Source organism: Actinacidiphila sp. bgisy160 (genome assembly GCF_965342435.1).
In the GTDB taxonomy this organism is placed as follows: domain Bacteria; phylum Actinomycetota; class Actinomycetes; order Streptomycetales; family Streptomycetaceae; genus Actinacidiphila.
This window is the reverse complement of the sequence record NZ_CBDRCM010000012.1, coordinates 116,811-138,662: the sequence shown is the minus strand read 5'-3', so window position 1 is coordinate 138,662 and position 21,852 is coordinate 116,811. Positions and strand designations below refer to the sequence as shown.

Genomic DNA, 21,852 nt, shown 5'->3' with positions numbered 1-21,852 from the left:
GGCCCGTGCACCAGCGGTTCCGGCGTGTGGAGCGCATCGCTCCGGTCGTGGTCGCCGCGGGGGCGCCCCACGGGCGGGGACGGGCCGGGTCCTGGCCGGCGTGGCGCATGCCCGAGGTGGGTGCCCCCGTCGCACTGGTCCTGATCATCACGGCGATCGGTCTCGTCGCACCCGCCGACGTACATCTGGCGTCGCTCCTCATCGCCGCACCCGCCCTGACAGCGGCGGTCTCGACGGCGCGCGCCACCACCTGGGTGGCCACGCTGTCGCTGGTGGCCGCGGTGATCTGCGACGTCCACGACGGCCTGGCCCGCTCCGCCATCCTGCCGATACACATCGCCGCGCTGCTCGTGGTCTCCGTCTTCCTCATCGCCTTCTGCAGCGCCCGTGACCGCAACCGCCGGGAGACGAGCCAGTTGCGGGCGATCTCCGAGGCGGCGCAGCAGGTCGTCCTGCGGCCCCTCCCGCACCGGATCGAGAACCTGCGCCTCGCCTCGGTGTACCGGGCGGCCGAGACGATGGCCGAGGTCGGGGGCGACCTCTACGCCGCGGCCCGGACGCCGTACGGCACCCGGCTCCTCATCGGCGACGTCAAGGGCAAGGGCCTGAAGGCGTTGGACGACACGGCGGCGCTGCTCGGCGCCTTCCGCGAGGCGGTGCACCAGCACCCCACCCTGCCCGGCCTGGCCGCGGCGCTCGAAGGCAGCGTGCGCCGGCACGTGGCCGAGGCGTCCGAGGCGGACGCGGACGCGCCCGAGCGGTTCATCACCGCGCTGCTGGTGGAGTTCCCGGCCTGCGGGGGCCTCATGCGGACGGTCAGCTGCGGGCACCCCCTGCCGCTGCTGCTGCGCGACGGCCGCATCACCGCGCTCGCGGGCCCGGCGCCCGCGCCGCCGCTCGGGCTGGCCGGCCTCGACCCCGCCGCGTACCGGGAGGGCCGCTACCCGCTCCTCCCGGGCGATCTGTTCCTGCTCCACACCGACGGTCTCACCGAGGCGCGGGACCGCTCGGGCGCCTTCTACTCCGTGACCGACCGCGGGATCCCCCGGTCGGTCACGGCCGCGTGCGACCCGGAGTCCCTGCTCGAGGAAGTCCTGGCGGACCTGCTCCGCCACACGGACGGACAGCTCAACGACGACGTCGCGCTGGTGGCCGTGCAGTGCCCGCCCGCCGCCTGACACGGCGCGGCACCGGCCCCGATCAGGACGCCGTGACGTCGAGTTCGATGCGGGGACCGCCGGTGTCGGGCAGCCACAGGGGCTCGCGCACCCGGGCCCGAACGGCCCGCCCCACCGGTTGCGCGACGAGACCTCGTGGACCGGACGCCGGTCGGCAGCGACCCCCCAGCGGCCCAGCGGACACCCGAAGGCCGGCATCGCGATCATCCGCCGGCCGTCCTCGGTGGGCACGCCCAGCAGCTCGCAGACGGTGCCGGCCTCGTAGCGCGGCACCGCGGTCAGCACTCCGCCGATGCCCCCGGCGCGCGGCCGGCAGCGAACTCCGGATGGCCGGGCAGATGCCGGCGCCGCCATGGTCGTCCACCGCGAAGACGAAGAGGAGCAGCGGGATCTCGGTGAAGTGCCGCGGCGTCCTCGTGCGGTGCCGCACCGAGCCTGCCGGCCGCGATGTCGGCGTACTCCTGCCGCCGGCAGGACGCGTAGAGCGCGGCGAGCCCGCCTTGAGCCCGGGGCCGTCGACGGCGAGGAAGTGCCGGCGTTGCACGTTGCCGCCGTTGGGCACCCGGATCGCCGCGTCCAGGATCCGGCACCGGCTCTCGATCGGGATCGGGTCGGGCTTCATGCGGCGCATGATCCGGGCCGTGCAGAGCGCCTCGTGAACATCCACCGGCCGGCTCCCTGTCACAGAGACCGTCCGTAACACGAACCGCCGTCGCCCGCCCGCTGCCCGGGCCGGGTCAGCAGGAGCCGGACGGGCGCGCCGCGATAGCCGGCCAGAGGGTGTCGGCCACGCGCTCCGCGACGTCCGCACCGGAACCACCGGTGCGCAGGTAGTCCGCGAAGTAGCTGCCGAGGCAGAGGGTCACGACGGTGTCGAGGTCGACGTCCCCGCGAATCTCGCCGCGCTCGCGGAGCCGCAGCAGGATCCGCGCCAGCTCCTCGCACCGGGGGCCCACGCCGTGCTCCCGCATTTGCTCCAGCAGGCCGGGGACGCGTTCGGCCTCCGCCATGAAGTTGCCGTGCAGCGCCATCGCGCCCCTGTTGTGGTAGCGCGGGTCGAGGCGGCGCACGCCCTCCCGGAACGCCTCGGCCGCGGGCAGCGCCTCCATGTCGACGTCCGGGTACGCCTCGCGCTGAGCGCGGAGGCCGTACCGCAGGGCGTCGACGACCAGGTCGTACTTGTTCGCCCAGCGCCGGTACAGCGTGGGCCGGGTGACCCCGGCGTCGGCGACGATGTCCCCGATGGTCATCTGCGAGTACCCGTCGGCGACCAGGCGCTTGCGCGTCGCCTGGATGATCGCCTCCTCGATCGCCGGGTCCCTCGGCCGGCCACCGGCCCGCGAGGCGGCGCCGCGGCCGGTCCCCTTGGCGTCCCCGGCGCTTCCGGCGCGGTCGTTGCCGCTCATGCGCGGTCCTCTTCTCTGCGGACACGCCCCACGCACTCGACAGCGGGGCGTTACATTACATAAGTGTAATGTAACGGTCTCTCGCCTCACCATGGGAACGGCCCTCGTACGGTGATACCGGCCGGAAAGGTCACGGACACCATGTAAGACGCCGGCCGGTCCGCCGCTGGGGGTGCCGGGCGGGAGCGGCGCGGCTATCGTACCGACTGGACGGTATGAGCCGATCCCCCGCGAGCCCTCGAGGAGCCCCGCATGCCGCGCGCGAAGTCCAACGGTATAGAGCTCGAGTACGACACTTTCGGCAGCGCGGGCGATCCGGCGCTGCTGCTCGTCATGGGCCTCGGTGCCCAGATGACGCTGTGGCGGCCGGAGTTCTGCTCCGCGCTCGCGGACCGCGGCTTCTTCGTCGTCCGCTACGACAACCGCGACGCGGGGCTGTCGACCGGTCTTGACGAGCACCCCCTCCCGGACATCGGCGCCATCCTGTCGGGCGACGCCTCCAGCGTCCCCTACCTGCTGGCCGACATGGCGGACGACGCCGTGGGGCTGCTGGACGCGCTGGACATCCCGGCCGCGCACGTCGTCGGCGCCTCGATGGGCGGCATGATCGCCCAGCAACTGGTGATCGACCACCCCGACCGGGTGCTGTCGCTGTGCTCGATCATGTCCACCACCGGCGACCGGTCGGTCGGCCGGGCCTCGGCGGAGGCCATCGCGGCGATGCCCGGCTCGAACGGCGTCCCCCTGACCCGCGAGGACGTCGTCGACGAGGCGGTGCGCCGGGCCGCCGTGATCGGCTCCCCCGCCTACCCGCCGGCTCCGCAGGAGCTGCGCGAGCGCATCACCGCCGCTCACGACCGCGCGTACCGCCCGGAAGGCTACGTGCGCCAGTACGCCGCGATCCTCGCCTCGCCCGACCGCACGCCGGGCCTGCGGCAGGTGACGGTGCCGACGGTGGTCGTGCACGGCGAGCAGGACCCCCTGATCGACCACAGCGGCGGCCGGGCGACGGCGGCCGCGGTCCCCGGCAGCGAACTGCTGCTGATCCCCGGCATGGGCCACGACTTGCCGGAGCAGGTGTGGCCGGCGGTCGTGGACGCGATCGCCCGCAACGCCGCCAGGGGCGCCTGAGCCCGAACACCCCCACCGGGTCCGGCAACGTCGTGGGGGCCGGGCCCGGGGGCTACCGCACCGACGCCGCCGGCGGGCGCTCGCGCAAGGCGCCGTAGCCGATGAAGTACGCGGGCACCCGCTTGAGCCAGGGCGTGGAGTTGAGCAGGCCGGCGAGGCGCCCGGCGCGGTCGGCGTCGCCGAGCGGGGATCGCCCGGCCAGCACCGGGGCGATGAAGCGACGGTGCGCCAGGCGCTGCAGGGCCTGCGTGGCGGCCGTGGTCGGCCACCGGCGGAGCTGGACGGCGCGCACGTCCCGCAGCCCGACCCTGCCGCGGCGCAGCGGCTCCACGAGATGGCGGGCGGTGGCGACGGCGTCCTCGACGGCGAGGTTGATGCCGATCCCGAACACGGGCGACATCGCGTGGGCCGCGTCGCCGATGCACAGCAGCCCCGGGCGGTGCCAGCGCTCCAGCCGGTCGCAGCGCACGTCGAGGAGCTTGATCTCGTCCCAGGAGCGCACCGCTCGCACCCGGTCGCCCAGCCACGGCACGGCGGCCGAGAAAGCGGCGAGGAAGTGGCCGAGGCCCGCGGCCCTGCGGTCGGCGTCGCTGCCCTTGGGGATCAGCGCGGCGCACTGCCAGTACTCGCCGCGGTCGATCATCGCGGTGAGGAAGCGGTCACCGACCCCGGCCACCAGCCCCTGCGGGTCACCCGGGTGCCGCGGCACCCGGAACCACCACGCGTCCATCGGGCAGCCGAACTCCCGCAGGCCCAGTTCCGGCCGCGACCGGGCCAGCGACGCGCGACCGTCGCAGGCCACGGTCAGGGTGGCCCGCAGTTCGCCGCCGCGGCCGTCCCGGGTGCGGTACCGCACGCCCGTGATCCGGCCGCGCTCCTCGATGAAGGAGGTCGCCTCGGTGCCCATGCGCAGCGTGAACGCCGGCTCGCGGCGCGCCTCGTCCGCCAGGAGGTCCAGCAGATCCCACTGCGGCACCATCGCCACGTAGTTGTACGGTCCCCTCAGGGTGCCGACGTCCGAGACGGTCACCAGGGTCCGCCCGGGGCCGATCGGCAACTGGACGGTGGCGACGCGGCGCTGGGGCAGCGCGGCGAAGCGTTCGGCCAGGCCGAGCTCGTCCAGCAGGGCGAGGGTCGAGGGGTGCACGGTGTCGCCGCGGAAGTCGCGCAGGAAGTCGCCGTGCTTCTCCAGGACGGTGACCTCCACCCCCGCCCTGGCCAGCAGCAGGGCGAGCACCATGCCCGCCGGGCCGCCGCCCACCACGCAGCACGTGGTCCGTTCCATCGCAGCCCGCCCTCCGCCGTCGCTCGACCCCGACACAACGGGACATATTATCCTTGAACGGTGCACATTAATGCCGTCATGAGGTGCCACGCACTCCCGGAGGCCTGATGAGCCAGCAGCCGGTCACCCTGCCCTTCACCGATCCGGCCTTCGTCGCCGATCCCTTCCCCCTCTACGAGGAGCTGCGCCGGGAGGGCCCGGTGCGCCGCGCGGTCATCCAGGGCGAGCTCGAGGCCTGGCTGGTCACCCGGTACGAGGACGGCCTGGCGGCCCTGACCGATCCGCGGCTGAGCAGCGACGTCCGCGACGCCGCGGACCCGCGGCTCATGGCACGGCTGCCCACCACCGAGCGCGAGTCGATGATCCGCACGATGCTGCGCGCCGATCCGCCCGACCACACCCGGCTGCGCCGGCTGGTCTCCAAGGCGTTCACCGCCCGCCGCGTGGCCGAGCTGGAGCCGCGCGTCCAGGCCATCACCGACGAACTGCTCGACGCCATCGTCCCGGCCGGGCGCGCCGACCTCGTCGAGGACTTCGCGGTGCCGCTGCCAGTCACGGTCATCAGCGAACTGCTCGGCGTGCCCGTCTCCGACCGCTACGACTTCCAGCGGTGGACCGACGACATGGTCCTCCAAGGGCCCCGGCCACCGGACCCGGCCAAGATCGAGGCGGCCTGGCAGCAGATGCACGGCTACCTCACCGGGCTGCTGGACGCCAAGCGGGCGCACCCCGGGGACGACCTGCTCAGCGCGCTGATCGCCACCCACGACGACGAGCAGCGGCTGGACCGCCACGAACTCATCGCGATGGCCTTCCTGCTCCTGGTCGCCGGGTACATCACCACCGTCAACCTCATCGGGAACGGCATCGCCGCGTTGCTCACCCACCCCGACCAGCTGCGCTTGCTGCGCGAGGACCCGGAGCTGCTGCCCGGCGCGATCGAGGAGTTCCTGCGCTACGACGGACCGGTCAACCCCGGCATCGCGCGCTTCGCCCGCGAGGACCTGACCATCGCGGGGGTGGCGGTCCCGCGCGGCGCGACCGTCGTGGTCGCCTCCGCCATCGCCGACCGCGATCCGGCGCGGTTCGCCGACCCGGACCGCCTGGACATCACGCGGGCCGACAACGCCCACCTCGCCTTCGGCCACGGCATCCACTACTGCCTGGGCGCGCCGCTGGCCCGGCTGGAGGGCAGGATCGCCATCGGTACCGCCCTGCGGCGTCTGCCCGGCCTCGCGCTCGCCGTGCCGGCCGACGAGCTGCGCTGGCGGCCGCGCGTGCTGCGCGGCCCCTCGCGGCTGCCCGTCACCTTCGGTTCCGCCCACGGAGAGCACGTCCCGTAGCCCTCCGGCCCGTAGCCCTCCGAACGCGCCCCGCCGGGCGAGCCGCGAGGGGCTCGCCCGGCGGGGCGGATTCCGGCGGGAGCCGGTCAGATGCGGGAGCCTCCGGTCGGGCCCCTCACGTCCGAGGACTTCCCGCGGCCGACGCCCGGCCGCATCGAGGCCGCCGCCAGCGCGAGCAGCAGCGCGATGACGCCGACCACCACGTTGTTGATGATCGTGCGCATTGTGCTGACGTCGCCCGCGATGCACCACGGCGAGATGATCGTCCAGAGGCCGATGATGGCCGCGGCCCATGCCATCGAGTGAGTGCGCTCGAAGGCCCTGCCCACGCCGCCCATGAGCATGGCGTACGCGATGCCGACGATGAGGTTGCCGACGGCTATCGTCGACAGGCCGTTGAAGCCCACGATCCAGGGGGACGCCGCCAGGTAGGTGCCGGTCACCAGGCCCATGGCCTCGATCGCCTGGCCCCGGTTGGTGGCGGTCGTCCGTTCGTACTCCGCACGCAGCGCCAGCAGGTCGGGGTGCTGCTCGATACTCGGTCGCGTAGAGGCCATCTAAACCATCCCCACTCATTTCGGACGTTTCACCCCACACTTACCCACGATGCGGCGGTCAAGACGTGGAGATTCGCGCCGGACCGTTCAAGCGGCCCGCTCCCCCTGCTCAGGCCTCTCGTCCCGCCGAGCAGTCGACGCACAGCCGGCTCAGGGGCAGGGCCGTCAGGCGCTCCCGTCCGATCGGCTTGCCGCAGGCCTCGCAGGATCCGTAGGTTCCCTCATCGAGACGGCGCAGCGCTTCGGAGGCGTGGCGGATCCGGTCCGCGGATCGCGCGGCCTCGGCATCGAGCCGATCCGCCACCGTCGCCTTGTCCGCGGCGTCCGCGGCGTCCAGAAGGCAGTCGGCGGCAAGACCGGCCCGCGCCCGCTCCGTCCCGGCCAGGGCGTCACGTGCCTCGCGCAGGACGGCCGCCAGCTCGGTACGGATCCGTTGCCGGTCCTGCTCGTCCGGGTCGGATGGACCGGGGCGGTCCCCCGGGGGCTCCGTGGACATCGGCCGTCTCCTCCTCGGAGTTTCAAGAATCCGGTCGGGGATCTGTGGGCGATTCCGGGTACTGGGAGAGTGAGATGCGAACGCCCGCGTTCCGGCCGGCCAGGTACCCGGGGGAGCCGACGGCGACCGTCCCGGGGCTGCGGAGGAACCCGACATGACCGCGGACTGCCTCACCACCATTGTCACGATCACGCACAACCGGCGCGGGCAGCTTCTCGAGACGCTCGGACGGCTGACCTCTCGCCTACGACCTGGCGGCCCGCGGCTGGGCCTGCTGCTACTGCCCCCAGGTGCGGTCGGTCCACCAGCCGTCCCCGGGGCCGCGCCCGGGCCCTGCGGCGCACGTGGCACCTGGCGGCCGATGCCGCGGGCTACCCTGTCGCGCGCGACGCTCTGACCGGCGTGCTCACGCGCCTTCCCGCGGCTCTGCGTGACCGGCGCAGCCTGCCGGCACCGGTGGAGGCCGCGGCCGCGCTGCTGGAGCGTTGAGCACACGCCGGTCAGAGGATCTGCTCGGTGTCGATCCGGGCGTCCACGCGCTTGTAGGCCTCGGGCTGCTGGGTGAGCACCGGCAGTCCGGTGGACAGCGCCAGGTGCGCGGCGTGGGCGGTGGAGATGTCCGTGGCGCGCTCGTGGGCGATCTGCGCGACGGACCAGCAGGTGGCCTCACCGAGCGCCCGGAAGACGAAGCACGGTGCGGCCAGGGCGTCCTGGAGGCGTTCGTACACCTCGCCGAGGACGGACTCGGTCAGGCCCTGGGCGAAGGGGACCGCCGGGACGTACAGCGGCACCGCGGTCTGCGCCGAGCGGATGACCCGGGCGACCATGTACGGGCGCCCCAGGGCGAGGGCCCGGACGGCGGTGTGGTCGAGGATGTACCCGCCGCTCACGCCGCCTGACCCGGGTCGGCAGGAGGAGCGGTCTCGAAGCCGCGCCGCGCGTCGGCGGAGGCGACGGCCTCGAGGGCAACCTCCCACTCACCGGGGTTTTCCTGGCGGGCCCGGGCGGCGAGCCAGTCCACGGCGCGCAGGGCGCGTTCGGTGCGCTGGAGCCGTTCGGTGACGGCCGCCTCGATGAACGCGGACCGGTTGCCGCCGGGGCCGCCGGCCAGCTTGTCGACCGCGGCGACGGTGTCCTCGTCGAGGGTGATGGTGACCTTCTGCTTCGCCATACGGTCACCTTACTGAGGTATGGCCGTGCGGGCGACGATTGTCACCCGCCCGGACGACCGCGTGGCGGACCCCGATGGGACGATGTCCCCCGCACGTACGCACCCAGGGGAGGCTCCACCCGCCATGTCGCTCATCCATCACACGACACTCACGCCGACCAAGCTCGAACTGCTCACGCGATGGCTGCCCCGGCAGACCTGGTACGCGGGCGCGGGGCGGGAGCCGGAGCTCGCGAAGGCCGGCGGCTTCCGCCTGGACGACCCCCTGGGCGAGGTCGGGGTGGAGTTCATGGTGGTCACCGACCAGGACGGCGCCGCCTACCACGTGCCCATGGCCTACCGCGGCGCGCCAGTGGCCGGCGCCGAGGGCGCGCTCATCGGCACCACGGAGCACGGTGTGCTGGGCAGGCGCTGGATCTACGACGGCGCGCACGATCCGGTGGTGGTGGCCCAGTTGATCGCCCTGGTACGCGGTGAGACCGTGGCGCAGGCCCAGAGCGTCAGCGACACGCCCGACCCGACCGTCGCCCGCCACTACGCGGGACCGGCGGACGCCGTCGTGTCCGGCGCCGGAACCGTGGCCGACGGCCCGCAGGCCGCGACCGACGTGACCGTCGACGCCGGCCCGGCCGGCCGCCTGGTCCTCCGCGTGACGCGTGTACTGCGGCCCGGCGCGGGGGGCGGTGTCGCGAACGGCGCGCTGGGGCACGTCGACGCCCGCTGGCAGCAGCCTGACGGCACCGAGGCCCGCTCGGTCTTCGCGAGCCTGCGGAAGGCCGCAGAGGCCTGAGCCGAGGGCAGGGGTCGCCGAACCGCCGTGCGTGGCCGGCGGTTTCGATAACCTCCCGGCATGAGGATCACGGGGGCCCTGGCGGTGGGAGCCGTCTTCGGGATGCTCACCTCGCTCGTCAACGCGCTGTCGTCGCCGTACTCGGAGCTCGGGGCCCGGATCACGGGCACCCCCTGGGGCGGCAGCGCCAAGGTCCTCAGCCTGCTGCTGGACGCGGGCTGGTCCTGGGCCGCCCTCGCGGTGGCCGCGGGCCTGCTCGCCCGGACGCCCGCCGGCGGCGCGCTGGCCGGACCGCTGTCGCTGGTCATCGCCACGGCGACGTACTACGCCACGGACCACCTCCTGGTGGACGCCGGCACGGACGTCCTGGTCTGGGCGGTGGTCGCGGTGTTCCTCGGACCGTTCCTCGGCATGACGGGCGCGGCCGTCCGGCGCCCCGGACTGCCCGGCCTCCTGGCCGCGTTGACGGTTCCGGTCGGTGCCGCCGTCCAGATGGCCGTCCTGCCGCCCCGGCCGCACCTCACGGTGACCCCGGCGATCGCCGTCGCCGAGGCCCTCGTCTGGACGGCCTCGGCGGCAGGCGCGGCATGGGCCCTCCACCGCTTCCTCGCGGAGAGGCGTACCGTCAGGGCACGGTGACGACGGCCCTCGCTCGCCGAGCGGCGGGATGCCGGCTGACGGAGACTGGGTGGAACACGGTCGTGCTGCCGTGATCGTCGACCGGGTCTCCCCAGGGAGCGGACATGCGCATCGACCTCACCGGACGGACCGCCTTGGTGACGGCGTCGACGCAGGGCATCGGCGCGGCCATCGCGGCCGGGCTGGCACGGGCGGGTGCCCGCGTCGGCGTGAACGGCCGCGACCCGGACCGGGTGGACCAGGCCCTCGAGGAACTGCGGGACGAGATACCGGACGGCGAGTTCGTCGCCGTCGCAGCCGACGTGGCCACCGAGGAGGGTGCCGGACGGGCCCGCGAGGCGGTGCCGGACGTCGACATCCTCATCAACAACCTCGGCGTCTACGGCGCCAAGGACGCCCTGGAGATCGACGACGCCGAGTGGCGCCGGTACTTCGAGGTCAACGTCCTGTCCGCCGTCCGCCTCACCAGGATGTACATGCCGCGGATGCTGGACCGGGACTGGGGCCGCATCCAGTACATCTCCAGCGAGTCCGGCGTGGCGATCCCCGTCGAGATGGTCCAGTACGGCATGACGAAGACCGCCATGCTCGCCCTCGGCCGCGGCTTCGCCAAGAAAGCCGCCGGTTCGGGCGTCACGGTGAACTCGGTCCTGGTCGGCCCGACCCGCACCGTGGGCGTGGAGGAGTTCGTCCGGGGGCTCGTCGGAAGCGAGTTGCCCTGGGAGGAGGCGCAGCGCCGCTTCATGCGCGAGCACCGCCCGCAGTCGCTGCTGCAACGCCTCATCGAGCCCGCGGAGATCGCCAACATGGTCGTGTACCTCAGCTCCGACCTCGCCTCGGCCACCACCGGCGGCGCCGTGCGCGTCGACGGGGGCTGCGTGGACGCCGTCATCCCCTGATCCGGCGTCAGCCGAGCGGCCGTGTCATCCGTGCCGTCCGCTCCAGCCAGGAAATCGCCACCGTGCAGCGGCGCGCGACGACTTCCTCCGGCTCGCCGTTGAGGAGGGCGAAGGACACCTGCTCCAGGCCGAAGGTGAGGTACCACGTCCACGCCCGGTGCAGGGCCGCCCGGTCGACGGCCGCCGCCACCTTGTCCCAGCCGTGCCAGGCCAGGCAGGCGGCGTCGACGGCCGGATCGAACGGCTGGGCCAGGTCCCAGTCCAGTACGCCGAGCACGCGGCCGTCACCGCTCCAGTGCAGGTTGTCGCCTGCGAGGTCACCATGGACCAGGGACGGTTCCACCACGGGCAGGTCAACAGCGGCACCCACGCGGCGCAGCGCCTCGGACCGCCACGTGCGCGGCAGCCGGGGAACGACGTCCCGCTCCATCATCTCGGCCCACCGGTCACCGCCCGCGTACTCGTGCGCCGCGCCCAGCAGGCTCCGGAGGTCTCCGCAGTCCACCTCGCGCAGCGCCCGCAGCAGCCGGGCGAGTTCCTCCGGCTCCCCGCCCCCACTCCTCGGGGCGGGCGCTCCCTCAAGCCAGGACAGCGCGACAGCGGTGTGCCCCGCCACCCGGACCACGCCGGACAACGGGCGCGGCACCGCGAAGGGCAGGTCCAGCGCCCCCAGGCGGCGCGGCAGTTCCACGTTCCGGGGCAGTGCCGCGACCGCGGTGGGCTTCCTCGCGACGCGTACGACCGCGGCGCCGGGAAGCAGCACCACATGGTGCGAACCACCGCCCGCGAGGGTCGCGCCGGTCAGGTCCTGTCCCGGCAACAACAGGGCGGCGGCGACGGTCAGCAGTTCCTCGGGCACGACGGTCAGCAGTTCCTCGGGCGCGTGACCGACCATCACCGCAGCGTAGGGCCCCCGCGCGCGGCGCGGTAGCCTTGCGATCATGGCGGACTGGAACATGCGGCCGGCCGCGGCGACGGACGTCGAGGCGGTGGCGGAGCTGCGGGCCGTGGTGCTGCGGGCCGACCTGGAGCGGCTCGGACGGTACGACGAGCACCGCGTGCGGCAGCGCCTGCGGGACGCATTCGTGCCGGAGCACACCTGGGTCGTCGACGTGGACGGCGCGTTCGCCGGCTGCGTCGCGCTGCGGCCGGCCGAGGGCGCCCGCTGGCTGGAGCACTTCTACCTGGCCCCGCGGCTGCAGGGGGGCGGCATCGGCACCGCCGTGCTGCGGGAGCTGTTGCAGCGGTGCGACCGCGACGGCGTCCCGGTCCGGCTCAACGTGCTGCGGGGCAGCGCGGCCCGGCGGCTGTACGAGCGGCACGGGTTCACCGTCGACACCGAGGATCCGGTCGACGTGTTCATGGTGCGCGAGCCCGCCGCCGTGCGCGGCGCCTGATCCCGGGGGCCGCCGCGGCGGCCCGGTCAGCCGCGCAGCCCGATGCGGGGCGGCGTGGCCGTGCCGTGCAGCCTCCTGGCGTAGGCACGGTAGCGGCGGCGGCACCGGATCGGCATGAGCACACGGACTCGCAGCGGGGCGCCCTTCAGGAGTCCCTCGCGCCGACGCGGATGCCAACCCGGCGCGGCCACCAAGAACGGGGCCGCTGTCAGGCCCTCCGCGGTCGCATCAGCGCGAGGTCCTCGCCCCAGGCGTCCAGCACAGCGCCGTGCCCGGCCCGGCGGGCCGCGGCCTCGACGCGGGCGAACAGCCCCCGCTGCGCGGACACGTCCCCGGTCGCCGAGATGGCGTCCGCGGCGTCGAGCAGCACGCGGGTGTCCCAGCCCGGCAGCGGGAACCGGGCGAGTTCCCACTCCAGGTACTTGTTGTAGGGGCGGGGGCGCCGGTCCAGGGCGAAGAGCGTCTCGAGCAGGAGGCCGACACTGTCGGCGGCATCGAGCCGTGCCGCGAGCGCGTGACCGTCGCGGTCGTTCTTCAGCGAGCGGTAGAGCGAGTTGACGTAGGCGTCGAGCCACCGGCCCGCGTCCCTGAACGCCTCATCGGCGTCGAGCCGCGCCTTGGTCGCCACGATCCGGGCGATCCCTCCGTGGAGCCGGTCGAGAACGATCCGGGCGCGGGCGAGGGCGTAGCGCTCGAACCCCGGCATGCCGGCGGCGCGGAACTCCTCCAGGGAGACGATGACGAGGTCGAGTTCGGGACTGCGGTGCCCCGCGAAGCGCGTGAGATCCGTCGTGGCGCCGTCGGCGACCACGACGTACAGGTCGTGGTCGGAGTGTTCGGTGGTCATGCCCTCGTGGGCCCGTGAGCCTTTGAGGACGAGGCCGACGACAGCGGGATCGGCGGTGGCGACGTCGACGAAGGCCTCGTAGGCATGGGGCTGCTGCGAGCTCACTGCGCGGCCCCGCCTCTTCCGTAGCCCGATTGGGCGTCGATCCGGGCCGCCGTCCGCACGCCGCCCTCCGTCCAGTACTGGCCGGGCTTCGGTTTCGCCGCCGAGATGACGTCCACGTGGAGCGCCTCGCTCCAGCCGTCCGGGCCGGGGGTGACGTAGTCGACCTCGATGCGGCGGGGGACGGTGGCGGGCTGCGGAGCGCTGTGCCGGAACCCCTTGCCGGTGAAAAGTTCGGCCTCCCCGGGGCGGGCGGCGGCCGTGGTGGGGCCGGACGCCCACCACACCGCCTTCAGGGCCGCCGGGCCCACGGCGTCGGCGTCGGCGTCCCGGACCACGAGACGTTTCTCCGGCTCACCAGGGCAGCTGGGGCCCTTCACGGTGATCGCCTCGCCGCCTGCCCGGGCGCCGGACAGCGGCGGTCCCGGGTCCGAGCGGCTGAGGGCACACCCCGGGACGAGCACCGGCAGCGCGGCAGGCCCCGCGACCGCTCCGGCCGTTCTTCCGGACATGGGTTGCTCCGTCCCCCTCTGCCGACGGTGATCGCCCGTCGACCGGCGGCCCACTGTACGGACGGTTCGGCCACCATGCCCAGGGGATTACGCCCACGGGTCTCCGCCGACCATTGAGGAGCCGGGCGAACGGGCGTTGCCGGTGCCGGATGTCACGATCGAGGGGTGAGGGACACCGACTTCGACTGGCGGTCCTTCCTCGTGCGCTGGAGCGGGGAGTGGGCCGATGCCCAGGATCCCGGCGCGTCTCCCTCCGAGGAGTACCGCCACCGGTCAGTCCACACCCTGATGTGCGCGGGCCTGGTGCGGCGGTGGGGGCCGGTTCGGCGGTGCGGTGAGGTGCTCGCGGGAAGACGTCGACGCCGCCTCGGTGACCGCGTTCGGCGATCTCGCGGATCAGCCGGGTTCCGGTCCCCGCAGGAGCCTCTGAACGCCGCGCCCGTAGACAGTGTCTCCCCCGCGCGGCGGCGGCTCGCGCTGGTGGCGAGCGTCGCGGGCGCCGCGATCGTCGCCCTGGACGGCGGCGTCCTGCTGGTGGCGCAGCCCAGCCTGCAGCGGGACCTCGGCGCGAGCGTGGCCGAGATCGTCATCCCGGGCACGGGCGATCCGGGGCACCTGGTGAACAACGTGGCGGCGGGCGCGCTGCCGCTGACGGACGAGGAGACGGCGCTCATCGACCGGCCGCCCCGCCCGCTGACCCGGGCGGGGCCGCGCCGGCCCGGCTCGGCCCGGCCCGGCGTGGCGGCGGTCAGTCGTGCGGGACGACGGCCACCGGCGCCTTGGCGTGGTGCAGCACGGCGTGGGTCACCGGACCGATGTGCAGGCCGGCGGCAGAGTGCCGGACGCGGCGGCCGACGACGACGAGTGAGGCGTCGGCCGCCGCCTCGATCAGGTGATGCGCGGCCCCGCCGACCAGGGAGTGCTCCGCGACGTCGACGGCGGGGTACTTGGCCCGCCACGGCGCCAGCGCCTGGGTGAGCGCCTTGGCCTGGGCGTCGGTCAGCTCACGCTCCAGGTCCAGGGCTATGGCGGCGGGGTTGTAACCGTATGAGGCCGGCAGGTTCCAGCCGTGAACGACGCGGAGACCGGTCCCGCGCAGCATGGCGGCCTCGAAGGCGAAGGCCAGCAGGTCGTCGTGGGGGCGGGCCAGGTCGATGCCGAGCACCACGTCACGGAAGGGGGTGTACTGAGAGACCAGCCCGTCGAGGTCCGGGCGGTGCTCGTCCTTGCCCGTCTGACCGGCCCGTACCAGGACGACGGGCCGCACGGCCTGGGCGACGGTCGCCGAGGCCACGGAGCCGACGAGGAACCCGGCGAGCGCGCCGAGGCCGCGGGAGCCCAGCACCAGCAGCTCCGACTCCTCGGCGGCGGCCGCGAGGGCGGCCGCGGGCTGCCCGCTGACGAGCCCCGCGGAGATCTCCAGGTCCGGGTGGCGCAGGGCGAGTTCGGCGGCGGCGTCGCGCGACACGGACTCGGCCCACTGCCGCTGCGCGTCGGGGTCCACCGCGGCCACCGCCCCGGCCAGCGGGGCGTAGACGGAAGAGTACGGCTGCCACTCGTGGACGTGCAGGAGCCTCAGGCTCAGTCCGCGACGCTGGGCCTCGCGGGCGGCCCAGTCCGCGGCGGCCAGGCTCTCGGGCGATCCGTCGAGACCTGCGGTGACCGTACGGGACATGACGTGCCTCCTGGCGAACGTGACGAAGGGCGTGGGCTGTTCACCCCCAGCTTCCCGTCGGCCTTGGGCCTCCGGCAGGGGCCACCGGGCCCGCCCGGGGGCCGATCGGCCCATGGGCGCCGGCACCGCTCGATCAAGCCTACGGGGGCCTGCCCTGGGCCGCGGCGCGGGGTCGGCGCCGCGGCCGGGGCGGCGACAGCGGCCGGGGACATCGCGCCGGGGAGTGCTGGGCGCCGCTGTCCACCCACGGCCTCGGCAGGAACGGGCACTGGCCATCCGCCGACGAACACCCGGTGCGTGTCCGGGGTCGGCCAGGTCGAAGAGGCCCGCGGCAGGCGTCACCAACCCCGCGGCCGTGGGCCGGCCGGTGGAGCGGAGGTACGGCGCGGATCCCCTTCGTCCCGGCAACCGTGACCGGCCGCTCAGGCCCCAGCACCGGCCACGGCCCGCTCCGCCCTTGCCGACCGTGTAGCCCACCGCCTTCCCCACAGCCGGACCGCGCACCACCGGCGACCGGACAGCCCGCCCGGCCCCGACAGCCCGGCCGCCATCCGCACCCGCCCAGGGAACGGCACGTGGCCGGTGGGCAAGCGTGAGCAGACGCCGCGTCACGGCCGCCCACGCTCCGCCTGTGGGGGCACCTCGCAGCGGTGGCCAGGCAGACGTGCGGCGGACCCCGCGCCGAGCGATGCGGGCGCAGACGCGAGTCGCCGCGGGGGTCACCGGCCGAAGGCGGGCGGGCGAACCCGCGCCTCACTGCACCCCGATCGCGCCACCGCCACCCCCACCGACCGGACCCGGCGCCGCATCGTGGCCGGCCGGGCGTCCCCCGCCCTCACCGCCCGGCGGTGGACCCCCGCACCACGACCACCGGGCAATGCGCGTGATGCAGCACCGCCTGACTGACGGAGCCGAGCACCAGTCCGGCGAAGCCGCCTCGTCCACGGGCGCCGACGACGAGGAGCTGGGCGGTCCGGCTCTCCTCGATGAGGGTCTCTCGGGTCCCGCCGTGCACCGTCCTGGTCCGGACCGTGACGCCGGGGTGGCGCTCGCGGCGTCCCGCGATCGCCTCCGCGACCAGGCGTTCCTCGGTACGCGCGAGTTCGCCGGGCTCGCTCGCGTACGGCATCGTGGGGTCCAGCGGTGGCGCGGGAACGGGCGTGTTCCACGGGGTCCACGCGTGCAGGGCGAGGAGTTCTGCGCCCCGCAACGCGGCCTCGGCGAAGGCGAAGTCGACCGCGTCCGCGCCGGCCGGGGACCCGTCGACGCCCAGCAGGACCGGGCCGCCGGCGGCCGGCTGCTCCCGGACCACCATGACCGGGCACTGCCCGTGCGCGGCGAGGTGCACCGCCGTGGAGCCGAGCATCAGACCGACGAAGCCGCCCATGCCGCGGGATCCCACGACCACGAGTTCGGCGGCGCGCGACTGGGCCTCCAGCACGGTGAGGGGCTCGCCGGTCACCACGGCGTGGGAGACCTCCACGTCCGGTGCCACGCTGCCGGCGCGTTCCACGGCCTCCGCCACCACGTGTTGAGCGGCGTTGCGCAGGCCGCCGTCGGACGGGCCCAGACTCGAGGGCCCCAGCGGCACATGCATGGCGGGCCACAGGAAGGCGTGCACCACCCGCAGTCCGGCGCCGCGCCACCGGGCCTCGCGGGCCGCCGTCTCCACCGCGGCGAGGCTCGACGCCGAGCCGTCCGCTCCTACGACCACCAGCCCGCTCACCGCGCCTCCTCGTCCGCCCTGCCCGCCGTCTGCTTCCAGCCTCCCCCGGGGGCGGGCCGGCGTCCCGGTACCGTGCGCCCATCAGGGGTACCGCCGGGGCTCAGGCCCTGCGGTGCCCCCATGAGGGCCCGGTCTCCTCCCACTCGCGGCCCCACGCGGCGGCGCGGTGGCGGTCGATGCGGAGGCGGACGACCCAGCGTCCGGCGAGGACCAGCGCGCAGGCGCCCGCCGCGGCGACCGTGCCGAAGACGACGCCTTGGGCCTCGGCCTGCTCGGGGGTGAGCCGGTTCTGCTGCAGACGGCCGTTCGCGTCCAGCCAGACGAACGTGGTGGATCCCGCGGGGCTGCCCGGTTCGACGCGGGCCTCACCGGTTCGGGTGGAGCCGTCGGGGGCCGTCCACCGGACGGTGGTGAGGACCTTGCCGATGGAGCCCGTGTACGGGTTCTCCACGGCCTTCGCGGCGTCCTCGGTCAGGACGGCCGCCGCCAGGTGGGTGCCCTGGCCGCGCCGGAGCTCGGAGTCCTCCACCGCGGCCGCCGTGGCCACGCCGGCCGCAGGGGCCCCGGCGGCGATCAGCAGCGCCGTCGCCACGCCTGTCCAGGCCTCCACGACATCGGAACGCCGCCGCATCGGATTGCGGCGCCAGCGCCAGAACACCGCCCTGCCGCCCATGGCCGTGCTCCCTTCCCTGTCCGACGACCGTCGCACGCGCCGACGCTCCCGCAGCAGGGGCCACCCGGATCATTTCCGCCGTGGGACGGGGCCGACCGGCCCATCCCCGCGTGCGCGCCCGGCCTCGACGCCCCCGCACCGGGTGTGACGACCGTCACTCGCCGGCGATCGAACTTCCCGCGCCGCCCCGCGTCCTGTCGGTGTCCTCGACACCTTCCGGATACGGAGTACCGATGCCCACCCCTCTGACCGACCCCCTGTCCCCCGGCACCCATACCTTCGAGGTGGACGGAGTGGTCCAGCGCTACCATGTCCACGGCACCGGCCCGGTGTGCATCGCGCACTCCGGCGGGCCGGGCGTCTTCTGGGAGTACCTGCGCATGCCCGAGGTCGAGCGGCACCTCACGGTCGTCTACCCGGAGCCGGTCGGCACCGGTGGCTCGGGCCGGCTCCCCTCGCACCCCCACGGCTACACCCGTGAGCGCTACAGCCGGTTCCTGGACGCACTCGTCGACCACCTGGGCACCCCGCGCGTGCACCTCATGGGGCACTCGCACGGCGGCTTCGTCGTCCAGTACCACGCACTGCGCCGGCCCGCGCGCGTCGCCGGCATCGTCCTCTACGACAGCGCGCCGGTCACCGGCCCCGAGCACGGCGCCGAGGCGATGCGCATGGTCCAGGAGTTCGCCGCCCGGCACGCGGGCCACCCCGGTCTGCCGGAGGTCCTGGGGGCCCTCCAGGGGGTGTCCGCGATCTCCGACGACGTGGAGATGACGGCCGCCCTCAAGGGGCTGCTGCCCGCGTACTTCGCCGACTACTGGGGCAGGGAGGAGGAGTTCGCGCCGCTGCGCGCCGCGGTGGCGGGTACGCACATCTCGGGACTGGATGAGCACCTCGTCCCCGATGCCATCGACGACCGGGGGCAGCTGGGGGCTCTCACCGTGCCGGCGCTGGTCGTTGCCGGCCGGTACGACGTGATCTGCGGGATGCGGTGGGCCGGTGAACTGCACGAGCTGATCCCCCAATCTGAACTCGTGGTCCTGGAGAACAGCGGGCACTTCGGCCACCTCGAGGAGCCCGGGCGCTTCGCGGAGGCGGTCGTGGGCTTCGTGACCGCCCGGGAGCGGGTGGTCCCCGCCTGACGGTCCGGCGGAACGAGAGCGACGCGGGGGGCGCGTGGCTGCCGCGTCGCAAGGCTGATGGGGCTCGCCCGGCCGGCGGGGCCCGGGCCGGCCGGTGACGGAGACGCCGTGGCGTCCCCGGTCACCGCCGGCCCGGACCGTCACCGGGTCACCCGGGCCGCGGTTCAGGTGATGACGTCGTACTCCCCGTAGGAGTGCTGGGGCGTCATCGTGGCGTCGAGCCCGTTGGTGACCCACGTCCCGAGGACCATCTCCGCGGTGATGCCCGGCCCGAAGCCGGCCAGCAGACCTCGGTGCCCGTCCAGGGCGGAGCCCTCCTCGAACATCCGGTACAGGGCGTCGAGGACGACGGCGCTCGCGATGTTGCCGTACTCGGTCAGCGTGGCCCGGCTGAAGCGGAACGACTCCGGGGGGACGCCGAGGAAGCGGCACAGGTCGTCCAGGATCCGGGGGCCGCCGGCGTGGATGATGTAGAAGTCCAGCTTGGCGGCGTTCCACGCGTGGTCCTCGGCGACCTGGCGCAGCACCGGGGCCAGGGGCTCCATGGTGCCGGGCACGCGCTTGTCGAGCTGGAAGTGGAAGCCGGTCTGGCGCACCGCGTAGGAGATCCACTCCTCGGTGTTCGGGATGAGGTAGGAGGCGTTGCGCTCCAGCCGCATCCCGGTGCCGCCGCTGCCCCGGACGACGGCGGCGGCGATGCCGTCGCCGAACAGCCCGTTGGACAGCAGCGTTCCGACGCTGAGGTCCGTGGGTTGGTAGCACAGCGAGCAGAACTCGCATGCCACGATGAGGGCGTTGGCCTCGGGGTACGCCGTGCAGAAGTCGTGGGCGCGGTTGATGGCCGCGCCTCCCGCCGCGCATCCGAGCTGCGCGATCGGCAGCTGACGGGTGTCGTGACGGAAGCCCATCTTGTTGATGAGCCACGCGGTCAGCGACGGCATCATGAAGCCCGTGCACGATACGTACACGATGAGGTCGATGTCCTCGGGCTCCAACTCGGCCTGGTCGAGGGCCTGCCGTATGACGGCCGGTACCCTTGCCTTCGACTCCGCCTCATAGATCTGGCTGCGTACGTCGAAGCCCGGATGTTTGAGCACCTCTTCGATCGGCTGGATCAGGTGCCGCTTCTGAACGCCCGTGTGCTCGATGAGCTTGAGGGTCAGGTCGAGTTGCGGGTGGTCCTTGTGCAGCCGTCGTGCCAGCTCAAGCGTTTGTTCGCAGGTGATAACGTTGTCGGGTACCGAAATCACCGGCTTGCACAGAACAGCCATGGGTGGCTCCATTTCCTGCCCCTCGGCGGGCTATGGTCCCTGTGGTGCGCTGCTCCGGGATTTCCGGAGCAGGCCCGTACCTGTCACGAAAATGCGGTAGGGGGTACGGGCGCATTTCATCTGCGCGCCCAAGGGGCGGCGACTTTCAGGAGGTCCCGGCAAAAGTCGGTTCACAAAGGGGGACCGGCTGTCGTCGCGGTGGAATCATGGCCTGTTCAGATTTGCTTCCACCAGGAAAACGTACGTCACTTGGGCGGATTTCGCATGTCGGAGCGGCCCGCACCCGCCGCCACGAGGGAGAACGGTACGGAACCGGCCCCGCACCCGAAGGGGTGCGGGGCCGGGGCGGGACCGGACGGAACCGGGCCGGACAGGTCACCAGGCGACGTGCAGGGCCACCGGGTAGCGCCAGATCGACGTGGCGCTCCACCGGACCTCGTCGGCCGGCTTGGCCAGCCTCAGGTCCGGGAAGCGGCGCAGCAGCTCCCTGAAGGCCACCTGGAGCTCCATGGTCGCCAGCGGCGCGCCGAGGCAGTGGTGGCCGCCCCAGCCGAAGGTCATGTGGGGCGTGCCGGTCCGGTCCAGGTCCAGCTCGTCGGGGCGGTCGAACTTCTCGGGGTCGCGGTTCGCGGTCAGGTAGGAGACGTGGACGACGTCACCGGCCCGGATCAGCACGCCACCCATCTCCACGTCCTCGGTGGCGATCCGCGGGATGCCGACGCCCTTGCGGAACGGGATGTAGCGCAGCATCTCCTCGATGGCCTGCGGGATGCGGTCCGGCTGCTCGCGCAGCAAGGCCAGCTCGCGCGGGCGGGTGAGCAGGGTGAAGGCCATGTTGCCGATCTCGTTCGACGTGGTGTCCTGGCCCGTGATGAGCAGGACCATGGCCATGACGGCGAGTTCCTTGTCGTTGAGGATCTCGTCGCCGTCACGGGCCGTGGCCAGCACGCTGACCAGGTCGTCGCCCGGGTGGGCTCGCCGCTGCGCGGTGAGCTTCGTGAAGTACTCCCGCAGGTAGGCCTTGGAGCGGACGGCGTTGTCCCGGTTGTCGGGGCTGAAGTCCATCATGGTGCGGGCGTGGCCGCGCAGCTCCCAGCTGTCCTCATCGGGGATGTCGAGCACCTCGCAGATGGCGGCCAGCGGGAGCGGCGCCGCGAGGTGCTCCACGAGATCGGCCGGCGAGCCGCTCTCCTCCATGCCGTCGAGGAGTTCGCCGACGACCCGCTCGATGCTGGGACGCATGTGCTCGACGTTCCGGGGGGTGAAGCCCTTGGAGACCAGCGAGCGCAGCCGGCTGCTGTCCGGCGGGTCCATCACGTTGATGGCCTCGTCCTGGACGATCGGCTCCGGCGTCATGCGCGGGAAGTCCTTGCCGACGACGGCGGCACGGCTGAAACGCCGGTCGGTCGTCACCGTTCGCACGTCCTCGTACCGTGTGACGAGCCAGGCCTCGCCCTCGCCGTGCGGCAGCTTGATGCGGGAGATCTGCTCGTTCTCCATGAAGTACTTGAGCTGCGGGTCGAATTCGAGGGCTTCGGCGAAGTCGAAGGGGCAGTTGTGCGCGGAGGAACCGGATTCCATGCGAATACTCCAGTGCACCTGGGCGTCGGGG

23 protein-coding genes are annotated in these 21,852 nt (G+C 73.7%); 8 read left to right on the top strand and 15 right to left on the bottom strand.

What is annotated here, in order from left to right; genetic code table 11:
- Positions 1 to 5: 5 nt before the first annotated feature.
- Positions 6 to 1,178: a PP2C family protein-serine/threonine phosphatase gene (locus ACRWNP_RS13460; RefSeq protein ID WP_431961385.1), complete on the top strand. Its 1,173-nt coding sequence runs from the start codon at positions 6 to 8 to the stop codon at positions 1,176 to 1,178.
- 22 nt (positions 1,179 to 1,200) lie between these two features.
- On the opposite strand, the gene ACRWNP_RS13455 is transcribed toward ACRWNP_RS13460, so the two are convergent.
- Complete coding sequence (locus ACRWNP_RS13455; protein ID WP_431961384.1) at positions 1,201 to 1,800, bottom strand: hypothetical protein; 600 nt, start codon at positions 1,798 to 1,800, stop codon at positions 1,201 to 1,203.
- A gap of 115 nt (positions 1,801 to 1,915) precedes the next feature.
- Positions 1,916 to 2,584, bottom strand: a complete 669-nt coding sequence (locus ACRWNP_RS13450) for a TetR/AcrR family transcriptional regulator (protein WP_431961383.1) — start codon at positions 2,582 to 2,584, stop codon at positions 1,916 to 1,918.
- A 252-nt stretch (positions 2,585 to 2,836) separates the two neighbouring features.
- Here ACRWNP_RS13450 and ACRWNP_RS13445 point away from each other — a divergent pair, with 252 nt between their 5' ends.
- The gene (locus tag ACRWNP_RS13445) at positions 2,837 to 3,715 is read left to right on the top strand and encodes an alpha/beta fold hydrolase (protein WP_431961381.1); all 879 of its coding nucleotides are present in this window, start codon (positions 2,837 to 2,839) and stop codon (positions 3,713 to 3,715) included.
- A 52-nt stretch (positions 3,716 to 3,767) separates the two neighbouring features.
- Here the strand turns inward: ACRWNP_RS13445 and ACRWNP_RS13440 are convergent, their stop codons facing one another.
- Positions 3,768 to 5,000, bottom strand: a complete 1,233-nt coding sequence (locus ACRWNP_RS13440) for an FAD-dependent oxidoreductase (protein WP_431961380.1) — start codon at positions 4,998 to 5,000, stop codon at positions 3,768 to 3,770.
- Positions 5,001 to 5,107: 107 nt separating this feature from the next.
- On the opposite strand from ACRWNP_RS13440, the gene ACRWNP_RS13435 reads away from it, so the two are divergent.
- On the top strand, positions 5,108 to 6,343 hold the full coding sequence (locus ACRWNP_RS13435) for a cytochrome P450 family protein (RefSeq protein ID WP_431961376.1): 1,236 nt from the start codon (positions 5,108 to 5,110) through the stop codon (positions 6,341 to 6,343).
- An 86-nt stretch (positions 6,344 to 6,429) separates the two neighbouring features.
- On the opposite strand, the gene ACRWNP_RS13430 is transcribed toward ACRWNP_RS13435, so the two are convergent.
- The 4 genes from ACRWNP_RS13430 to ACRWNP_RS13415 form a co-directional block, all read right to left on the bottom strand.
- Positions 6,430 to 6,900: an SPW repeat protein gene (locus ACRWNP_RS13430; protein WP_431961375.1), complete on the bottom strand. Its 471-nt coding sequence runs from the start codon at positions 6,898 to 6,900 to the stop codon at positions 6,430 to 6,432.
- 109 nt (positions 6,901 to 7,009) lie between these two features.
- On the bottom strand, positions 7,010 to 7,396 hold the full coding sequence (locus tag ACRWNP_RS13425; protein ID WP_431961374.1) for a TraR/DksA family transcriptional regulator: 387 nt from the start codon (positions 7,394 to 7,396) through the stop codon (positions 7,010 to 7,012).
- A gap of 500 nt (positions 7,397 to 7,896) precedes the next feature.
- Positions 7,897 to 8,286: a hypothetical protein gene (locus ACRWNP_RS13420; protein WP_431961373.1), complete on the bottom strand. Its 390-nt coding sequence runs from the start codon at positions 8,284 to 8,286 to the stop codon at positions 7,897 to 7,899.
- The gene (locus ACRWNP_RS13415; RefSeq protein ID WP_431961372.1) at positions 8,283 to 8,567 is read right to left on the bottom strand and encodes a ribbon-helix-helix domain-containing protein; all 285 of its coding nucleotides are present in this window, start codon (positions 8,565 to 8,567) and stop codon (positions 8,283 to 8,285) included. Before ACRWNP_RS13415 ends, ACRWNP_RS13420 begins: the two co-directional genes overlap by 4 nt.
- 124 nt (positions 8,568 to 8,691) lie before the next feature.
- On the opposite strand from ACRWNP_RS13415, the gene ACRWNP_RS13410 reads away from it, so the two are divergent.
- The 3 genes from ACRWNP_RS13410 (at position 8,692) to ACRWNP_RS13400 (ending at position 10,895) form a co-directional block, all read left to right on the top strand.
- Positions 8,692 to 9,357, top strand: a complete 666-nt coding sequence (locus tag ACRWNP_RS13410; protein WP_431961371.1) for a maltokinase N-terminal cap-like domain-containing protein — start codon at positions 8,692 to 8,694, stop codon at positions 9,355 to 9,357.
- A gap of 60 nt (positions 9,358 to 9,417) precedes the next feature.
- Complete coding sequence (locus ACRWNP_RS13405) at positions 9,418 to 9,996, top strand: hypothetical protein (protein ID WP_431961370.1); 579 nt, start codon at positions 9,418 to 9,420, stop codon at positions 9,994 to 9,996.
- A gap of 104 nt (positions 9,997 to 10,100) precedes the next feature.
- On the top strand, positions 10,101 to 10,895 hold the full coding sequence (locus ACRWNP_RS13400) for an SDR family NAD(P)-dependent oxidoreductase (protein ID WP_431961369.1): 795 nt from the start codon (positions 10,101 to 10,103) through the stop codon (positions 10,893 to 10,895).
- A gap of 7 nt (positions 10,896 to 10,902) precedes the next feature.
- Here the strand turns inward: ACRWNP_RS13400 and ACRWNP_RS13395 are convergent, their stop codons facing one another.
- Positions 10,903 to 11,790, bottom strand: coding sequence for a phosphotransferase family protein (locus ACRWNP_RS13395; protein WP_431961367.1), 888 nt, complete (start codon positions 11,788 to 11,790; stop codon positions 10,903 to 10,905).
- A gap of 46 nt (positions 11,791 to 11,836) precedes the next feature.
- Between ACRWNP_RS13395 and ACRWNP_RS13390 the strand changes: the two genes are divergently transcribed.
- On the top strand, positions 11,837 to 12,292 hold the full coding sequence (locus ACRWNP_RS13390) for an N-acetyltransferase family protein (RefSeq protein WP_431961366.1): 456 nt from the start codon (positions 11,837 to 11,839) through the stop codon (positions 12,290 to 12,292).
- A gap of 208 nt (positions 12,293 to 12,500) precedes the next feature.
- Here ACRWNP_RS13390 and ACRWNP_RS13385 read toward each other — a convergent pair whose 3' ends face one another.
- The 5 genes from ACRWNP_RS13385 to ACRWNP_RS13365 all read right to left on the bottom strand — a co-directional run bounded on the left by ACRWNP_RS13385 (position 12,501) and on the right by ACRWNP_RS13365 (position 17,827).
- Entirely contained in the window at positions 12,501 to 13,244 is a 744-nt protein-coding gene (locus ACRWNP_RS13385; protein WP_431961365.1) for a hypothetical protein, read from the bottom strand.
- Positions 13,241 to 13,753 (bottom strand): hypothetical protein, encoded by a 513-nt coding sequence (locus tag ACRWNP_RS13380; RefSeq protein WP_431961364.1) that lies wholly within the window; start codon positions 13,751 to 13,753, stop codon positions 13,241 to 13,243. The genes ACRWNP_RS13385 and ACRWNP_RS13380 overlap by 4 nt, the downstream gene beginning before the upstream one ends.
- Before the next feature lie 748 nt (positions 13,754 to 14,501).
- The gene (locus tag ACRWNP_RS13375; protein ID WP_431961363.1) at positions 14,502 to 15,428 is read right to left on the bottom strand and encodes a universal stress protein; all 927 of its coding nucleotides are present in this window, start codon (positions 15,426 to 15,428) and stop codon (positions 14,502 to 14,504) included.
- A gap of 835 nt (positions 15,429 to 16,263) precedes the next feature.
- Complete coding sequence (locus tag ACRWNP_RS13370) at positions 16,264 to 17,154, bottom strand: universal stress protein (RefSeq protein WP_431961361.1); 891 nt, start codon at positions 17,152 to 17,154, stop codon at positions 16,264 to 16,266.
- A 100-nt stretch (positions 17,155 to 17,254) separates the two neighbouring features.
- Complete coding sequence (locus tag ACRWNP_RS13365; protein WP_431961360.1) at positions 17,255 to 17,827, bottom strand: Rv1733c family protein; 573 nt, start codon at positions 17,825 to 17,827, stop codon at positions 17,255 to 17,257.
- A 233-nt stretch (positions 17,828 to 18,060) separates the two neighbouring features.
- Here ACRWNP_RS13365 and ACRWNP_RS13360 point away from each other — a divergent pair, with 233 nt between their 5' ends.
- Positions 18,061 to 18,969: an alpha/beta fold hydrolase gene (locus tag ACRWNP_RS13360; protein ID WP_431961358.1), complete on the top strand. Its 909-nt coding sequence runs from the start codon at positions 18,061 to 18,063 to the stop codon at positions 18,967 to 18,969.
- Between the two features lie 164 nt (positions 18,970 to 19,133).
- Here ACRWNP_RS13360 and ACRWNP_RS13355 read toward each other — a convergent pair whose 3' ends face one another.
- Together ACRWNP_RS13355 and ACRWNP_RS13350 are read right to left on the bottom strand one after the other, a co-directional pair.
- Positions 19,134 to 20,240, bottom strand: a complete 1,107-nt coding sequence (locus ACRWNP_RS13355; RefSeq protein ID WP_431961357.1) for a type III polyketide synthase — start codon at positions 20,238 to 20,240, stop codon at positions 19,134 to 19,136.
- A 375-nt stretch (positions 20,241 to 20,615) separates the two neighbouring features.
- Complete coding sequence (locus ACRWNP_RS13350; RefSeq protein WP_431961355.1) at positions 20,616 to 21,821, bottom strand: cytochrome P450; 1,206 nt, start codon at positions 21,819 to 21,821, stop codon at positions 20,616 to 20,618.
- Between the last annotated feature and the right edge of the window lie 31 nt (positions 21,822 to 21,852).

Excerpts from the sequence above, each read along its gene's own strand:
- ACRWNP_RS13455 (WP_431961384.1), bottom strand. The coding sequence starts at position 1,800 with ATGAAGCCCGACCCGATCCCGATCGAGAGCCGGTGCCGGATCCTGGAC.
- ACRWNP_RS13450 (WP_431961383.1), bottom strand. The coding sequence starts at position 2,584 with ATGAGCGGCAACGACCGCGCCGGAAGCGCCGGGGACGCCAAGGGGACC.
- ACRWNP_RS13445 (WP_431961381.1), top strand. The coding sequence starts at position 2,837 with ATGCCGCGCGCGAAGTCCAACGGTATAGAGCTCGAGTACGACACTTTC.
- ACRWNP_RS13440 (WP_431961380.1), bottom strand. The coding sequence starts at position 5,000 with ATGGAACGGACCACGTGCTGCGTGGTGGGCGGCGGCCCGGCGGGCATG.
- ACRWNP_RS13435 (WP_431961376.1), top strand. The coding sequence starts at position 5,108 with ATGAGCCAGCAGCCGGTCACCCTGCCCTTCACCGATCCGGCCTTCGTC.
- ACRWNP_RS13430 (WP_431961375.1), bottom strand. The coding sequence starts at position 6,900 with ATGGCCTCTACGCGACCGAGTATCGAGCAGCACCCCGACCTGCTGGCG.
- ACRWNP_RS13425 (WP_431961374.1), bottom strand. The coding sequence starts at position 7,396 with ATGTCCACGGAGCCCCCGGGGGACCGCCCCGGTCCATCCGACCCGGAC.
- ACRWNP_RS13415 (WP_431961372.1), bottom strand. The coding sequence starts at position 8,567 with ATGGCGAAGCAGAAGGTCACCATCACCCTCGACGAGGACACCGTCGCC.
- ACRWNP_RS13410 (WP_431961371.1), top strand. The coding sequence starts at position 8,692 with ATGTCGCTCATCCATCACACGACACTCACGCCGACCAAGCTCGAACTG.
- ACRWNP_RS13405 (WP_431961370.1), top strand. The coding sequence starts at position 9,418 with ATGAGGATCACGGGGGCCCTGGCGGTGGGAGCCGTCTTCGGGATGCTC.
- ACRWNP_RS13400 (WP_431961369.1), top strand. The coding sequence starts at position 10,101 with ATGCGCATCGACCTCACCGGACGGACCGCCTTGGTGACGGCGTCGACG.
- ACRWNP_RS13395 (WP_431961367.1), bottom strand. The coding sequence starts at position 11,790 with ATGGTCGGTCACGCGCCCGAGGAACTGCTGACCGTCGTGCCCGAGGAA.
- ACRWNP_RS13390 (WP_431961366.1), top strand. The coding sequence starts at position 11,837 with ATGGCGGACTGGAACATGCGGCCGGCCGCGGCGACGGACGTCGAGGCG.
- ACRWNP_RS13380 (WP_431961364.1), bottom strand. The coding sequence starts at position 13,753 with ATGTCCGGAAGAACGGCCGGAGCGGTCGCGGGGCCTGCCGCGCTGCCG.
- ACRWNP_RS13375 (WP_431961363.1), bottom strand. The coding sequence starts at position 15,428 with ATGTCCCGTACGGTCACCGCAGGTCTCGACGGATCGCCCGAGAGCCTG.
- ACRWNP_RS13365 (WP_431961360.1), bottom strand. The coding sequence starts at position 17,827 with ATGGGCGGCAGGGCGGTGTTCTGGCGCTGGCGCCGCAATCCGATGCGG.
- ACRWNP_RS13360 (WP_431961358.1), top strand. The coding sequence starts at position 18,061 with ATGCCCACCCCTCTGACCGACCCCCTGTCCCCCGGCACCCATACCTTC.
- ACRWNP_RS13355 (WP_431961357.1), bottom strand. The coding sequence starts at position 20,240 with ATGGCTGTTCTGTGCAAGCCGGTGATTTCGGTACCCGACAACGTTATC.
- ACRWNP_RS13350 (WP_431961355.1), bottom strand. The coding sequence starts at position 21,821 with ATGGAATCCGGTTCCTCCGCGCACAACTGCCCCTTCGACTTCGCCGAA.